Genomic DNA, 15,056 nt, shown 5'->3' on the forward strand with positions numbered 1-15,056 from the left:
GCCCCTTTTATTCGTAGATGTAGAATCCTCTGCCTGTTTTCTTTCCTAGCCATCCGGCTTTCACATATTTACGTAATAACGGACAGGGACGGTACTTACTGTCTCCAAATCCTTCATGTAAGATTTCCATAATATAAAGACAAGTGTCCAAGCCGATAAAGTCCGCCAGTTGAAGGGGACCCATTGGGTGATTCATCCCCATTCTCATCACATCATCAATAGCTTCTTTCGTTGCAACACCCTCGTAAAGTGTGTAGATGGCTTCGTTAATCATTGGCATTAAAATACGGTTAGATACGAATCCAGGAAAGTCATTTACTTCTACTGGCACTTTGCTTAGTTTCTTCGTCATTTCTTCAATCGCTGTGTAAACTTCATCAGATGTAGCGAGTCCACGGATGATTTCTACTAACTTCATCACTGGAACAGGGTTCATGAAATGCATACCAATAACTTGCTCAGGACGATTTGTCGCAGCTGCTATTTCTGTAATTGGTAACGAGGAAGTATTTGTTGCTAGAATTGTATGCGCCGGTGTAATATCATCTAGTTGTTTGAAAATAGATTGCTTAATCTCCATGTTTTCGACTGCAGCTTCGATTACTAAATCGACATCGTTAGCATCTTCCATAGACAGGGACATTGTAATTTTATTGAGTACTGATTGTTTTTCATCTTCCGTCATCCGACCTTTTTCTACATTGCGAGAAAGGTTTTTTGTAATTGTCTGGATACCACGATCGTAAAATTGTTGTTCACGATCATTTAGTTTTACGTCAAATCCTGCTTGTGCACATACTTGAGCAATTCCAGATCCCATCTGACCTGCCCCGATTACTAATACTTTTTGGATATTCATGCTTCACTGCCTCCTGTTTTTGGAACTTCGATCATGATGGCATCCCCTTGACCGCCACCGGAACAAATTGCAGCGATTCCGATACCACCGCCACGACGCTTCAATTCATACGCAAGTGTAAGTATAATTCGCGCACCTGATGCGCCTATTGGGTGACCAAGTGCAACTGCTCCACCATTTACATTTACTTTTTCTTCGTCTAATCCTGCTAGCTGACTGCTTACTAATGCAACAGCTGCAAATGCTTCATTTATTTCGAATAGATCTATCTCCGCTAGTGTTTTACCCGTTTTCTCAAGGATTTTATTAATTACTAATCCAGGTGTTTGTGGGAATTTCTCCGGTTCAATCGCTACTTCTGCATGGCCGATAACGTAAGCAAGTGCTTCTTTTCCAAGTGACATTGCTTTTTCCTCACTTGTTAATACGAGTGCACAAGCCCCATCATTAATACCAGGTGCGTTTCCTGCTGTGATTGTGCCTTCTTTACCGAAAGCTGGCTTAAGTGTAGCTAATGATTCCAATGATGTATTGCGGCGCGGTGATTCGTCCTCTTTCACGATGACGGGCTCACCTTTTCGTTGTGGAATCTCAAGGGAGACAATTTCTTCTCCTAATACCCCATTATCTATAGCCTTCAATGCCAGGTCATGACTTCTAAACGACCAAGCATCTTGTTTTTCACGAGACAGCTCAAACGTATCTGCAGTCGAGTTACCGTAAGTTCCCATATGAACATTTTTAGGATGGAACGAACAAGATAAACCGTCGTAAACCATACCATCAACCATCGTCGCATCTCCCATACGTAAGCCGAATCTGCCCTTTGGTAAATAATATGGTGCATTAGACATCGATTCCATGCCACCTGCGACAATTACTTCCTCGTCACCAAGGCGGATCAATTGATCGGCAAGTGTGACACTCCGCATTCCAGAGGCACATACTTTATTGATCGTTTCCGTTTTGACAGACCAAGGAATTCCAGCTTTAGTTGCTGCTTGGCGAGAAGGAATCTGTCCTTGGCCTGCTTGTAAAACAGTCCCCATAATTACTTCGTCTACTTGCTCAGGGTCAATACCAGAGCGATTTAGAGCTTCTTTAATAGCTACTCCACCAAGATCAGAAGCAGTTAAAGTACTCAATGCTCCTCCAAATTTACCAAAAGCTGTACGTGCTCCATCCAAAATAACTGTTTTCGTCATATAGACACCCCTTATTGTTGTATACGCTTCCAACTTTTTAAAAATAAAAAACGACTGAACGCTCGCTCGATTCATTTGTAAGAAAAAAGGGAGTAACAAATTACTCCCTTACTATAAAGTGAAACATTCATCAGTGTTGTTTTTCTCCCACTGACTATTAGTTGAACCATTCTGGCTTTTACTACCATTTAAAACGTGATTAAGATTAGTTTACGAAACTATAAGACTATTTGCAATATAAATATAGTATTATTCAGACTCCAGCATCTAGCCTAGCCCCAAGAGCCGTTTCAGAATGACAGATAAAGAATAGGACAAATTTATCGTCATTCCTCAAACCCTTTTTAGGGGTGGTACTGGGGTGTCTGCACATTTCTCATTATTGAACGATTTGTTCTAACTCTTCCTCTTCCACCGGAGGAATAAATTCCCCAAATATCGATTTCTCTAGAAGTTCAGCAATATCGTAAGTCCCTACTGTTTCTTCCACTTCTTTAGCTTTCGTTCCATCTGATAACATTGTTAAGCAATATGGACATCCTGAAGAAATAATAGTTGGATTTACTTCTAGTGCTTGTTCTGTACGAGCTACGTTTACACGATTTCCAACATGCTCTTCCATCCACATTAGTCCGCCACCGGCTCCACAACACATACCATTTTCTCTATTACGATCCATCTCAACTAGCTTCACACCTGGAATAGCTTTTAATACTTCACGTGGTGCATCGTATACATCATTATAGCGACCTAAGTAACAAGAATCATGGAATGTAATCGTTTCTTCCACTGCGTATTGCGGTTTCAAGCGACCATCTTGCACTAAGTCGTATAGCATTTCTGTATGATGGAGAACTTCTCCGTTCCATCCAAAATCACCGTATTCATTTTTAAAGATATTATATGCATGAGGATCGATTGTTACAATCTTCGTTACACCTGCTTTTTCAAATTCCGAGATATTTGAACCAGCTAACTCTTGGAATAGAAACTCATTTCCTAAGCGACGTGGTGTATCCCCAGAGTTCTTTTCTTTATTGCCAAGTATTGCAAATTTAACTCCCGCTTCGTTCATCAAATGTGCAAATGACAGAGCAATTTTTTGTGATCGGCTATCGAAGGATCCCATCGAACCAACCCAGAACAAGTATTCAAACTCTTCTCCAGCTTTCGATACTTCTTTTACTGTTGGAATATGAATTTCCGGACGAGCATCTCTCCAGTTTTCTTTTTCTTTACGGTTAAGGCCCCACGGATTTCCTTGACGCTCAATGTTAGTCATTGCGCGTTGTGCATCAGGGTTTACTTTCCCTTCCGTCATTACTAAGTAACGGCGAAGGTCAATAATTTTATCCACATGTTCGTTCATAACTGGACATTGATCTTCACAGTTACGGCAAGTTGTACAAGCCCAAATTTCTTCTTCTGTAATAACATCTCCAATTAGAGATGGGCTATAAATGTCTTCGATTATTGCGCCTTCTGCTCCAGCAGCCATCGCAAGCTGATTTCCTTTTGTTCCTTGGAATGCTAGTGCTGGTACCCAAGGTTTTTTCTTCGTTTCCACTGCTCCCGTAAATGTTAAATGATCACGTAGCTTTACGATCAAGTCCATTGGTGACAGCATTTTCCCTGTTCCAGTTGCCGGACACATATTCGTACAACGACCACATTCTACACATGCATAGAAGTCGATCATCTGTGCTTGCGTAAAATCTTGAATGCGACCTACCCCGAACGAAGGCATTTCTTCTTCTGCCTCTGGGTCTTCGCTTTCTTCTTCTTCAAAATTAATCGGACGTAATCTACCAACTTTGTCCAAACGGTGGAAGTAAACGTTTGCAGGTCCAGTGATTAAGTGGAAATGCTTAGATTGTGGAACATACACTAAGAATGTTAATAGAATGATTAAATGCACCCACCACATTGCAAAGAAAATTACTGCTCCTGCTGTCGGTGGTAAGAAACCGAAAATAGTAGCGATGGCTGATGCAACTGGTTCTGACCAAGTAGCACTATGATCGTGCCAAATCATCCCCATACCATTCCCGATTAAAACAGAAAGCATTAATCCACTTAGGAAAATAAGTACTAAACCATTTTTCCATCCTCGTTTTAAGCGAACTAATTTCTCTACGTAACGGCGATAAAATGCCCATACAACGGCAACTAAGATTAATAATGTGACAATTTCTTGGAAGAAAGTAAACGCTGGATATAATGGACCAAGCGGAATATGAGACCCTGGCGCTAACCCTTTCCAAATAAAATCGATTGCTCCTGCTTGGACTAATAAGAAGCCATAGAAGAACATAACGTGCATAATTCCGCTCTTCTTATCTTTTAATAATTTCTTTTGTCCAAAAACATACACCCATATTTTGCGAAGTCTTTCCTTCACATTATCTTCAAATTCGACTTTTTTCCCTAGTTTGATATACGTATATCTTGTTTTCAACAAATATGCGAACAATCCAACAGCATACACAACTACTGCGATAAACAGTATCCAGTTTGCAATTAATAATGGATTCATCTTATTTCTCCCCCTCTGAGTTGTAAAATGATACTTTGAATAGAATAATACATTAGATTCGTAAACTAATATATAAGTAATTCAATATTAAAACTGAATGAGCATTCAGTCAATAGTTATTTATTCCGATAGATGTGAATTTTTTAATTTTTTTCGCAAATGGTTTGTTACTTCAGTATTCATCATCCGTGTAACCTATGATTTGCTAACTATTTTGCCGAAGTAGCAGTACCTACCCAAAAGAAAAAAGACCATCTCCTCAAGAGATCGTCTCAAAATAGTGGCCAAAATGAAGTTTTGCTTCGTTTTCTTTCATCCTATCAATGCCAAGTAAAACTGTGGTAGCTGGTCCTGCCGATTTCTCTAAATCCCACTCTGCTAAATGTGCATTTATGCCTATTCGTTCGCACTCGCTTTTAATTCCGGTTGATCCAACTGGCCATACTTGATGTACTAATCCTAGACTTACTGCTTCCCTAATCTTTTTCAAGTTTGCAATTTTTTCACTATTCCTAATGACTTCTTCCCCGACACTTGGCTTGCCGTATACATACCAGCGAACATCTTTATTCTTTACTGTAACGATTTCACCTAGCATGGTCACAGCGATTGCTGACTGCAGTGTTTCCATATTGGTTTCACTGCTGCCTGTAATTTCTGGACAATTTATACCGATTTCGTTAAATAGCTTTTTTATACCAGTGATATATTTATTCCAGCTCTGGCTACCTGAAAAGTTATGAACTACTATGGACAGTGGATTTGCGCCAGCTGCCCATTGTTCTAGTAATGCCACTCTTGCTGCGAAATAAGAAACTATTTCGTCTGGCGTTGAAACTACGTCATTCTTTTTTTCCCCGATGCCCGCGGAGTTATCTGTCGTTAATACGAATCCATTGGGCAATGGGCTCGCATTACGCATGAGTTTTCACACGTTTCATCACTCGTTCCATTACTGGCGAGACAATCATAGCGATTGCTGCATTTAAAATAGTCGCAAGTGTGATACCTGGGAGGGCTGCCGCAAAGAATGCCGGTGAAATGATCCAGTAAAATGGTAGCGTTGCGAGCACACTATTAGCAAAGATAAAGAAAATCCATTTCCAAACGTGATGCCCTGATTGGTGCAGCTTTGTGAATACGAATAAAATGACAAACATTTCCACAGCTATAATGATATGCAATGGCCCTAATGGAAACCCTGCATATAAAGAGGATGATAAGTGACCTATTAGCGATGCAACACCAGCATAAACGGGTGGCAGAAAGGAAGCTGAAATCAGCGCCGGCACCGTATCTAATGCAGCACTTCCGATGCCGACAGGAACTTTAATAAATGCCCCGACTGCGCATAGTGCTGCAAACATAGCCGCAAGTGTTAATACTCGAAGTTTCATATAACCTTACTTCCCTTCTACCTTCTCGCTTCCTACATTTTTAAAAACTTTTGCACTGCGAACATATTCAACATCCGCAACGTTTTCTCTCACATTCGCTACACGTGCTGCCGCAAATAAATAATCTGATAAACGGTTTAAATAGCGCTGTACCACAGTTGGCACATCCTCTTGTGACTTCGTTAAGGTAACAGTCAAACGTTCTGCACGTCTAGTAATGGTACGAGCAATATGAAGCGTTGCCGCAGCTGGAGTTCCTCCAGGTAGGATGAATCTCTCCAAAACTGGCCCTTCTTCAACTAGTACATCAATTCTTTTTTCCATTGCATCAATTGCTTCGTCTGTCATTTTATATACGCGACGATTGGAAACATTTGCAAGGTCTCCACCACAGTCAAATAGCTCATGCTGGATTGTTTCTAGATCCTCTAGAATATCCGCAAATTTCGATGAATCTAGCTCTGTTACTGCTTTTCCGATAAATGAATTCACTTCATCAATTGTTCCGTAAGCTTCTACGCGGATATCGTCTTTGTCCGTTCTTCCCCCGATTAATCCTGTTTGTCCTTTGTCACCTGTTTTAGTGTAAATTTTCAATTTGCCCATCTCCCTTTATTGTTTGTGATATACCGTACCATATTCGCGTTACACGCGATGCCTTTGTAAACAGCTGTTGATAAAATCGACCGACATCATCCCGCAGCTTGCGCATACTGGCATCCATCGGTACAATTCCTCGACCTATTTCCGTTGCAATAACGACCACTTCTGCTTGTGTACGCCACTTTTCCATTCTCTCTAGTAACTCATTACTTTCGGGCTGTAACAAATGCTCGACACCAGAAACAACAATCACTTCTACATTTGGCAATAAAACATATGCATCTACTTCAACATTTAACCACTGGACATTGCGTCCTTGCACCATCTGCTCTACATACGCTCGTTTTCCATTAAATGCTCCACCGAAAATGACGTGCATCGTGTCCCCTCCAATACAGCTTTTTTATCGGCCCAATACATTGTAATCATACTGCCATGAGGTACTTCCCAATCCCAAAAGTTCTTTTCTACACTTGCAAACTTGGTCAATAAAAACCGAATGGGTCCACCATGCGTAATGATTACTGGTTCCTCTAACTTTTCAAATGCTTCTAAGAAAGCTTGTAACACGCGATTTTCCATTGTTTGCATTGACTCCCCGTTTGGAGGTGCTAACTGCAACGGATTATCCAACCATTTTCTGTAGGAAGCTTCCTCTTTTAAATCATTATATGTTTTGTTTTCCCAGTCACCAAAAGAGCATTCTCGAAAATTTGCATTGTCAGTATAAGGAACTCCGCTAAAAAGTTGAGCGGCTGTTTGTTTGCAGCGAATTAAATCGCTACCGATTATTTCATTGGTTTCACACGCAATATTCTTTGTCTTCAATCCAGCTAGAATAGGTTCATCGGTCCATCCAATATACTTTTTGTCTCGATTTGCTTGCGTAGGCAAATGCCTTATGAGAGTAACAACAATAGCGTTATCCATAGCATCACCTCCGAAATCTCCACACTTGCACCAAGTAAATCACCAGTCACTCCACCGAAATTTTTCATTGTCCAATTACGGAATAAACAAATAAAAGCAAATAACACAACCGCAAACGTGACGGCGACCATCCAATTTGTCATCCATCCTAACACAGCTAGACCAATAGCAAAATTACATATGGCTGCGATTAGGACGATATTTGCATTTATTTTTCCCTTGAAGTAATAAGCAAGACCACTTGCCTTAGCAGTATTCGTCAATGAAAATAGCAGTGTAAGCATAGCTCGTGAGAAAAAAGGAATTAGCCATACAAAAACCCAATGAAAGGAATCTGTCGATAACACTTCGGATACTATAATTACCTTACCGAAGACTAAAAAAACTACTGCCATCACACCAAAAGCTCCAACTCGAGGATCTTCCAATATTTCGAATCGCTTCAATCGATCTTTATAGGAAAAAAACGCATCCGAAGTATCTATAAAACCATCCATATGGAGACCACCAGAAAGGACAACTCCGAGAAGGACAATACAAAATCCAGTCATTAGTGAACTCCAATCGAAATAGAGCACTAAACAAGAAAAGGCACCTATGCCTCCCCCGATCCAAGGGAAGATACTATACATTCCTGTAATCGATCGTTTGTCCATCGGTAAATTTTTATTTACTGGCAGCACCGTAAAAAATTGAAATGCTAACAAAATGCTCTTCATTTCTTCACCGCATTGTTAGATAAAATAGTTAAAATTTTTCCCCACTTTACATGCTTTTTAAAATGGGTGGCCCATTCATTTATTTGTTCATTTGATGCCATTTGTCCATTTTTTTCTTCTCCGTCTTCTTCCTCAAATTCATTTTCAAAATAAGGGATGACTCCTAACACATCTATTCCTGTATATGTTTCGATGAAATCGATTCCGTCCTGAAATAAAGAAATATCTCCCTGGAACTTATTTATAATAATCCCTTTTACACGCGCTCTTTGTGATTCTGGCAGTAGTTCAAGTGTCCCAACTAGGGATGCAAAAACCCCGCCAAACTCAATATTAGCCACTAATATAACTGGAATATCTGCCATGTCAGCTACTCGCATATTCACCAACTCACGTTCACGTAAATTTACTTCAACGGGACTCCCCGCACCTTCTAATATCAAATACTCATAAGAGGCAGACAGCAGGCTTAAACAATTTTTTATAAGTTCTTGTCCTTTTTCAAAAAATTGCTCCCGGTAGTGCATGCCACTCATTGTGTCCAACTTTTTTCCTAGAATAATTATGTCTGACTCCATATTCCCTATTGGTTTCAATAATATAGGATTCATCTCAGCTGAATAAGGGATTTTCGCTGCCCTTGCTTGCAAGGATTGCGAAACACTTATTTCCAAACCATCCTCTGTATGAATACTTAAGCCTGACATGTTTTGCGATTTAAAAGGGGCCACTTGCTTTCCTTCATTTGCAAGAAGTCGACAAATAGCTGTACATATCAAACTTTTCCCAACGCTGGAAGCAGTACCTTGTATCATTAAACCCTTCACCTATATCCCTCACTTCCACTGGTGGCTTAAGCCATACTCCATCTCAAAGGCATGATCTGCCATCGCTACAAGCTTTTGATGAATTCTTCCAATCCAAGATTGATAAAGCGCTGTATCTTCATAATTTGATAAAGGTTCGTCGAGCACTTCATTTGAAACAATGACGACTAGTTTAGCTTTTTCTAATAACTGGTCAATTGTTTCATACAATTGCTCTTCTACTGATTCCATTTGTCCATCATAGAGTTCGTTCGCTAACCAAGTAGTGACACAATCCCATAAGATACCGTCTCCCTTTTGGATGTGAGGAAGGACCTGCTCAAAATGGCTTGGTTGCTCAATCGTTATCCATTCGACTAGGTAGTTTTCACGATCGTCTTGGTGCCTTTTTATGCGTTCGCTCATTTCATTATCTACCGCAACGCCAGAAGCGATGTACACATTTCGTTTTGCTAACCTATCCATTAAATAATGTTCAGCAAAACTACTTTTGCCACTGCGCACACCTCCCGTTATGAAGATAAGTTTTCCTCGAACCATGCGCTCATCTCCTTTTGCAAGTACTTCATTTGAGGCTCCTCTTTCATCCCCACACGAAACCATTTGCCGTTAAGTCCTTTGAAGTTTTCTGTATGGCGAAGTACACAACCTTTATGTAACAAACTTTCGAAAAACTCCTTTGAAAGAGCAGGATCTGGCAATTGAAAACAAATAAAATTTGTTTGAGATGGTAGCACGATACAATTCCATCTCTCTAGAAACGCTGTCATTTGCTCTCGCATTTCTTTTGCAAATGCAATTGCTGTTATTCGGTAGTCTTCTTCTAGCAAACAGTCAGCTCCGACTGTCGTGGCAATCGCATTACTATTCCAATGTGATATTCTCGAACGGATATCGCTAACGATGGTTTTACTAGCCAGCGCGTACCCAAGACGAATTCCCGGAATAGCGTACATTTTCGTCATTGAGCGTACAACAATAACATTTGGAAAATCTTTTAAATAAGGGATAAATGATTCTTTTTCATCTATAAAATCGAGAAATGCTTCATCTAAAATAACTTCACACTTATATGTCTTCGCATAATTTGCTATTTGAATAATTTCTTCTAATGGAATTAAATACCCGGTCGGATTATTTGGTCTACAAATGTAAATTGCTTCCGCAAACTCTACTTCATCGAGCACTTCATCCAAAGGAAGTTTCCCAGTTGCAATTACTTCCTTGATGTACACATTGTAAGGAGTAAGAGTTGCTTCATATTCAGAAAAAGTTGGATGAACCAATACAACGCGTTTATTTTCATATCTTTTTGCAAGGCTTGCGAATATTTCTGCTGCTCCATTTCCAACTATTACATTTTCTACTGGTACACCGTGAAATTTTGCAGCAGCTGATAAAAACGGTTCTCCCAGTGGATCTGGATATTTAGTAATTAGCTTTGCATACGTTGACCATTTTTCATGTACAAAAGTTGGCGGTCCTAGTGGGTTCACATTTTCACTATAATCGAAAACCGTTTCAGGTATGCTCATTCCTAGTTGTTCATAAACGTGATGAGCATTTGCTCCGTGATTAGGTAATGCCAAATAATATCCCTCCGATCACCATCATCCATAGCCAAAATAGAATGACAGCCGAATTCAAATGAGAGAGGCTGCCTAATATGTGGTTTGGCGATAATGGAACTTCACCAATCCCCATAAGTGCACGATTAGAAACAGTTCCCTTGTATGTATTAATGCCCCCCAGTTGAATACCCAACTGATAAGCAGTTGCAGCTTCTAGATAGCCGCTATTTGGACTTGGATGCTTTTTCGCATCCTGCCACCAGCCTTTCATCCGTTTGCCAAAAGGCAACTTACTTTCTTTTTTGCCCCACAACATAATGATATAGCCCGTCAATCGACTCGGTATATAATTTGCAATATCATCTAACTTTGCGGCAGCATATCCGAATTCGGAGTACTTTTCATTTTTATAACCGACCATTGAATCGAGCGTATTGATCGCTTTATATAACCAAAGTCCTGGAGCACCGGCAAATACGAAGGCGTAAAAAAGTGGTGCCGTTATGCCGTCACTAATATTTTCCGAAACTGTTTCCACGACGCCCCGTGTAATTTCTTGTTCGTTTAACTTCTCTGTATCTCGACCAACAATCCAGGAAAGTTTTTGTCTTGCTAACGGTAAATCTTTTGCTACTAATGGTTTATACACATCCATTGCTGCTACTTTTAAACTCTTCTGGGCAAGCCCTGATGCGATTAGAATACTTTCCACTGCAATTCCGACCCATATATGAACGGAATAGGCACCTATTAGAATAGCTAAGGTGGCGAAGAAGGTAATGCCAACGACTATAATAACGATTAAAACTCCTTTTGCTTTGCGAGCTCTTCCTTTATTCAACCAGCCTGTCAGTTTCGTGATGAGCTTTCCGATGAACTTTACGGGATGTGGCCAACTTGGTGGATCTCCAATTATTCGGTCTAGTATCAAACCAATTGCTATAGCTATAATATGCGGACCCATTATGATTCCCAACCTTTTGCTTTTTTGTAAACTTGAATAGCTTCCACAGTGCATTCATACACGCCAAGTCCAATTTTCTTGCCTATTTCAGTAATTGGTCCTGCATATGGAATATGCGTCCCTTTTTGTGTTGCTGCTATCAACACACTATCCGTTGATGTTCCAGTGGCAATCGTTCCCGTTCGCGGATCCTTCACTTGCTCAAATGCGAGAGCTTTTGTTTTCGCTTCGGTGGCTGTAATAACAGATTGTATAAAAGCTTCGTCCGAAAGTTCCCCATTTACAATTACCCATGTATTAATCGTTCCTATTGCTGGAAGCATCTCTACTTCATATGCTCTAGAAACGTCCACGGCATTCCCTACTCCCGCAGTCACCATAATGATAATATTACCAAAAGGTGTTTTATACTCTTTGATGACGGCATCCGTTGTCCTTACCGCAGTCATCATTCCTACTGTATCAGCTTCAGAAAATCCGTAGTTCGCCAAGTAGACGAGCATTTCTTCTTGTACATTATCACAAGCATAACTAGCATCTACTCTTCTATTGACGAAGTTTTTATACCAGCCACTCCCTGCATTAATGACCGCAGAAGACCATGTCTTCAATTGTATTTCTGCTTGAAAAAGGACATAATGTTCCGTTACTTTGAAGTTTTCAGCGGTGATAATCCGCTCCTTATAACGTTCCATTACGTCTGGCAAAATGGTCACTTGAGGTTTTGGACGCTCTGGATGTGAAGTAGTACTTACTCGTGCTTCATAAACTGCTTCCACTAGACTTTTCTTTACTACTTCCTGTGGTTCCCCGATTACTTTTATCTGCCCCTGATCCATCAGTAAGAGGCGATCACAGTATAAAGAGGCAAGATTTATATCATGAAAAATACTAATAACCGTAATTTCATTTTCTATCGTTTGTGTTTTTATAGTATCGAGTAACTGTTTTTGATGGGCAATATCTAGATGATTGGTAGGTTCATCCAGCAGGAGTATAGGTGCTTGCTGTGCAAGGGCCTGAGCTACAAATACTCGTTGTTGTTCCCCTCCTGACAGCAGTTCCAACAGCTGATGCTCATATCTTTGGATGGCCGTTAGCTTCATCGCAGCTTGAACCGCCGCTTCATCCTCGTTAGACCAACTAGAAAACCAGCCGCTTTGGTGGGGGTAACGTCCGAGTGAAACGGTATCCCGAACCGTATGAGAAAAAGCCTGACTATGTAATTGTGGAAGTACTGCCATTTTTTTTGCGAGCTCTTTAGAAGCAAAGGATTGAAGTGTTTTATCTTCAATGAGAACTTCCCCTGATTTCATTGGTAGAATGCCACTTATCAGTTTTAGTAAGGTAGATTTACCACTTCCGTTTGGTCCTAATATGCCTAGCATTTCTCCCTTTTTCACTTGAAAGGAGACGTTTTGGACAACTAGCTTTTCGTCGTAACCACCTGAAACATTTTTTATCTCTAGCATGGTGTTAAACGCCTCCTTTTTTACGTTGTTTAAAGAATATAAATGCAAACACGGGTGCTCCGATAAATGCTGTAATAACACCAATTGGTAACTCGGTCGGTGAAATAATCGTACGAGATACCAGATCACAAATGATTAAAAGAGAAGCCCCGTTTATAAAGCTCAATGGTAATACATGGCGATTATCCGAGCCAAATAAAAGCCTAGTCATATGTGGCACAACTAGTCCTACAAAGCCAATCGTCCCTGACACAGAAACGGCCGTACCAGTTAGCATAGACCCACCAATAAGTATCATCATTTTGCGCTTTTTCACATCTACTCCTAAGTGCTTGGCACGTTCTTCCCCAAACAGCATGGCATTAAGCTCTCTTCTGTTTATCCACAATAAAAACGTTCCGATAATAACAAAAGGTAAGGCCATCTGCACAAAGCTCCAGCCTCGCATCGACACACTACCGAGCAACCATCCAATAATTTGACGCAACTCTTCACCAGTTAAAGCAATCATTAACGAAATTACAGATCCCAAAAAGGAACTAAAAATAATTCCTGTTAAAATAATCGTCTCCATTTTCATCCCACGATCTACTAGCTTGGCGAATGAAATAACTAATAGCATTGTCACTAACGCACCAACCATACTAAAGACAGGTAATGTAAATATCCCTAAAAACGGTATGGAAATCCCGAAAAAGAGCGTAGCCACAGCACCGACCGAGGCACCGGACGACACTCCTAATGTATAGGGGTCAGCAAGCGGGTTTTTAAGCAAACTTTGAAATGCAGCACCAGCAATCGCCAAAGATGCACCTACTAAACCAGCTAGTACCACTCGCGGCATACGAATCTTCCAAACGATATTGGTCGCTATCGCATCGGCCCCCGTATCCCATAACGTTTGGATCGGCACCTTCACAGAACCGACCGATACACCAAGCCAAATTGCTAACAAAAGCACAGAAATGGACATGATGTAACCGATCATTGATTTACTCACTAAAAGCCTCCGGATAGATTGCTTTCGCAACTTCTTCTAATCCTTCCACTAAACGTGGACCTTGTCTGCTCGTCGTGTCTTCATTTACTTGTATTACTGTATCATTTTGAATAGCAGTAACTGTATCAAATCCATCACGTTGTTTCACTTGTTCTACAATACCTTCTACGTAATCGTATGTGATAAGCATTACATCTGGGTTACGACTTACAATTTCTTCGGGATCAATTTTTACCCAACCTTCTTGATCCTCCATAATATTTGTAGCATTCAACATATTTAATATCTCTTGCATGAACGTTCCATTCCCTGTTGTATAAATTTCTGGAACATCCGAAGTTTCAACAAATACAGTTTTCTTCGATTCTACTTTTTGTACTTTTTGTTGGATATCTTCTACTTTTACTTTCATGTCTTCTACAATTTTTTGGGCTTCTTTAAGTTTCCCAGTAGCTCGACCCATTTCTTCAATAGTTGTATATGTTTCATCAAAATCCTTAGCGTCACTCACCACATACACCAAAATATTCGAATCACGTAGTTGTTGCAGTCCAGCTTCCGCCATTCCTACAATCGATTCATGCGCAAACACAATGTCCGGATCTAACGAAAGGATTTTTTCCACATTGAACTCCATGCCACCGATTTTTTCTTTCTCTAATGCCTCTTCTGGATAGCTTTCAAAATCGTTTACCCCTATAATTTCCTCATTCAATCCAAGTGCAAATAAAATCTCTGTATTACTAGGAATCATGGAGATGATTTTCTCCGGAGCTGCCTCTAACGTAACTTCTTCTCCAACGGCATCCGTCAATGTCATTGGGAATTCTATATTTTCACTGGCCGACTGCTCCGTCTCAGTACTTTCTACCTTTTTCGTTTCTTCCTGTCCGCATCCAACTAATAAAAGTACCGCCATTACAGCGATTAACCATCGTTTTTTCATTTTACATTCCTCCTAATTTAGACAATA

General features: G+C 40.3%; 16 protein-coding genes. All 16 read right to left on the reverse strand.

The features are described 5' to 3' along the window. Positions 1–7 precede the first annotated feature (7 nt). The gene (locus tag BM260_RS05185) at positions 8–859 is read right to left on the reverse strand and encodes a 3-hydroxybutyryl-CoA dehydrogenase (RefSeq protein ID WP_093535789.1); all 852 of its coding nucleotides are present in this window, start codon (positions 857–859) and stop codon (positions 8–10) included. Next, positions 856–2,064, reverse strand: coding sequence for an acetyl-CoA C-acetyltransferase (locus BM260_RS05190; protein ID WP_093535791.1), 1,209 nt, complete (start codon positions 2,062–2,064; stop codon positions 856–858). Before BM260_RS05190 ends, BM260_RS05185 begins: the two co-directional genes overlap by 4 nt. 379 nt (positions 2,065–2,443) lie before the next feature. Continuing rightward, positions 2,444–4,600, reverse strand: a complete 2,157-nt coding sequence (locus tag BM260_RS05195; RefSeq protein ID WP_093535793.1) for a (Fe-S)-binding protein — start codon at positions 4,598–4,600, stop codon at positions 2,444–2,446. A gap of 259 nt (positions 4,601–4,859) precedes the next feature. Further along, positions 4,860–5,522, reverse strand: a complete 663-nt coding sequence (locus tag BM260_RS05200; protein WP_093535795.1) for a hypothetical protein — start codon at positions 5,520–5,522, stop codon at positions 4,860–4,862. Continuing rightward, positions 5,515–5,997 (reverse strand): ECF transporter S component, encoded by a 483-nt coding sequence (locus BM260_RS05205; protein ID WP_093535797.1) that lies wholly within the window; start codon positions 5,995–5,997, stop codon positions 5,515–5,517. The genes BM260_RS05200 and BM260_RS05205 overlap by 8 nt, the downstream gene beginning before the upstream one ends. 6 nt (positions 5,998–6,003) lie before the next feature. Beyond that, positions 6,004–6,594, reverse strand: coding sequence for a cob(I)yrinic acid a,c-diamide adenosyltransferase (locus BM260_RS05210; RefSeq protein WP_093535799.1), 591 nt, complete (start codon positions 6,592–6,594; stop codon positions 6,004–6,006). After that, entirely contained in the window at positions 6,578–6,979 is a 402-nt protein-coding gene (locus tag BM260_RS05215; RefSeq protein ID WP_093535801.1) for a bifunctional adenosylcobinamide kinase/adenosylcobinamide-phosphate guanylyltransferase, read from the reverse strand. Before BM260_RS05215 ends, BM260_RS05210 begins: the two co-directional genes overlap by 17 nt. Next, positions 6,931–7,530 (reverse strand): histidine phosphatase family protein, encoded by a 600-nt coding sequence (locus BM260_RS05220; protein ID WP_093535803.1) that lies wholly within the window; start codon positions 7,528–7,530, stop codon positions 6,931–6,933. The genes BM260_RS05215 and BM260_RS05220 overlap by 49 nt, the downstream gene beginning before the upstream one ends. Continuing rightward, positions 7,500–8,249, reverse strand: a complete 750-nt coding sequence (gene cobS, locus BM260_RS05225) for an adenosylcobinamide-GDP ribazoletransferase (protein ID WP_093535805.1) — start codon at positions 8,247–8,249, stop codon at positions 7,500–7,502. Before cobS ends, BM260_RS05220 begins: the two co-directional genes overlap by 31 nt. Continuing rightward, positions 8,246–9,064, reverse strand: coding sequence for a cobyric acid synthase (locus BM260_RS05230; RefSeq protein WP_245762641.1), 819 nt, complete (start codon positions 9,062–9,064; stop codon positions 8,246–8,248). Before BM260_RS05230 ends, cobS begins: the two co-directional genes overlap by 4 nt. 21 nt (positions 9,065–9,085) lie before the next feature. After that, on the reverse strand, positions 9,086–9,616 hold the full coding sequence (locus tag BM260_RS05235) for a bifunctional adenosylcobinamide kinase/adenosylcobinamide-phosphate guanylyltransferase (RefSeq protein WP_093535809.1): 531 nt from the start codon (positions 9,614–9,616) through the stop codon (positions 9,086–9,088). Then, on the reverse strand, positions 9,589–10,665 hold the full coding sequence (locus BM260_RS05240) for a pyridoxal phosphate-dependent aminotransferase (protein ID WP_093535811.1): 1,077 nt from the start codon (positions 10,663–10,665) through the stop codon (positions 9,589–9,591). Before BM260_RS05240 ends, BM260_RS05235 begins: the two co-directional genes overlap by 28 nt. Then, entirely contained in the window at positions 10,652–11,611 is a 960-nt protein-coding gene (gene cbiB, locus BM260_RS05245) for an adenosylcobinamide-phosphate synthase CbiB (RefSeq protein ID WP_093535813.1), read from the reverse strand. Before cbiB ends, BM260_RS05240 begins: the two co-directional genes overlap by 14 nt. After that, the gene (locus BM260_RS05250; RefSeq protein ID WP_093535815.1) at positions 11,611–13,083 is read right to left on the reverse strand and encodes an adenosylcobinamide amidohydrolase; all 1,473 of its coding nucleotides are present in this window, start codon (positions 13,081–13,083) and stop codon (positions 11,611–11,613) included. Before BM260_RS05250 ends, cbiB begins: the two co-directional genes overlap by 1 nt. Before the next feature lie 4 nt (positions 13,084–13,087). After that, positions 13,088–14,071 (reverse strand): FecCD family ABC transporter permease, encoded by a 984-nt coding sequence (locus BM260_RS05255; RefSeq protein WP_175496231.1) that lies wholly within the window; start codon positions 14,069–14,071, stop codon positions 13,088–13,090. Positions 14,072–14,075: 4 nt separating this feature from the next. Further along, complete coding sequence (locus tag BM260_RS05260) at positions 14,076–15,029, reverse strand: ABC transporter substrate-binding protein (RefSeq protein WP_093535819.1); 954 nt, start codon at positions 15,027–15,029, stop codon at positions 14,076–14,078. Between the last annotated feature and the right edge of the window lie 27 nt (positions 15,030–15,056).

It is taken from the genome of Psychrobacillus psychrotolerans, assembly GCF_900115805.1.
In the GTDB taxonomy this organism is placed as follows: Bacteria; Bacillota; Bacilli; order Bacillales_A; family Planococcaceae; genus Psychrobacillus; species Psychrobacillus psychrotolerans.

What these genes read in the sequence shown, in the direction of transcription:
- BM260_RS05185 (WP_093535789.1), bottom strand. Translation starts at nt 859, where the DNA reads ATGAATATCCAAAAAGTATTAGTAATCGGGGCAGGTCAGATGGGATCT.
- BM260_RS05190 (WP_093535791.1), bottom strand. Translation starts at nt 2,064, where the DNA reads ATGACGAAAACAGTTATTTTGGATGGAGCACGTACAGCTTTTGGTAAA.
- BM260_RS05195 (WP_093535793.1), bottom strand. Translation starts at nt 4,600, where the DNA reads ATGAATCCATTATTAATTGCAAACTGGATACTGTTTATCGCAGTAGTT.
- BM260_RS05200 (WP_093535795.1), bottom strand. Translation starts at nt 5,522, where the DNA reads ATGCGTAATGCGAGCCCATTGCCCAATGGATTCGTATTAACGACAGAT.
- BM260_RS05205 (WP_093535797.1), bottom strand. Translation starts at nt 5,997, where the DNA reads ATGAAACTTCGAGTATTAACACTTGCGGCTATGTTTGCAGCACTATGC.
- BM260_RS05215 (WP_093535801.1), bottom strand. Translation starts at nt 6,979, where the DNA reads ATGCACGTCATTTTCGGTGGAGCATTTAATGGAAAACGAGCGTATGTA.
- BM260_RS05220 (WP_093535803.1), bottom strand. Translation starts at nt 7,530, where the DNA reads ATGGATAACGCTATTGTTGTTACTCTCATAAGGCATTTGCCTACGCAA.
- cobS (WP_093535805.1), bottom strand. Translation starts at nt 8,249, where the DNA reads ATGAAGAGCATTTTGTTAGCATTTCAATTTTTTACGGTGCTGCCAGTA.
- BM260_RS05230 (WP_245762641.1), bottom strand. Translation starts at nt 9,064, where the DNA reads ATGATACAAGGTACTGCTTCCAGCGTTGGGAAAAGTTTGATATGTACA.
- BM260_RS05235 (WP_093535809.1), bottom strand. Translation starts at nt 9,616, where the DNA reads ATGGTTCGAGGAAAACTTATCTTCATAACGGGAGGTGTGCGCAGTGGC.
- cbiB (WP_093535813.1), bottom strand. Translation starts at nt 11,611, where the DNA reads ATGGGTCCGCATATTATAGCTATAGCAATTGGTTTGATACTAGACCGA.
- BM260_RS05250 (WP_093535815.1), bottom strand. Translation starts at nt 13,083, where the DNA reads ATGCTAGAGATAAAAAATGTTTCAGGTGGTTACGACGAAAAGCTAGTT.
- BM260_RS05255 (WP_175496231.1), bottom strand. Translation starts at nt 14,071, where the DNA reads ATGATCGGTTACATCATGTCCATTTCTGTGCTTTTGTTAGCAATTTGG.
- BM260_RS05260 (WP_093535819.1), bottom strand. Translation starts at nt 15,029, where the DNA reads ATGAAAAAACGATGGTTAATCGCTGTAATGGCGGTACTTTTATTAGTT.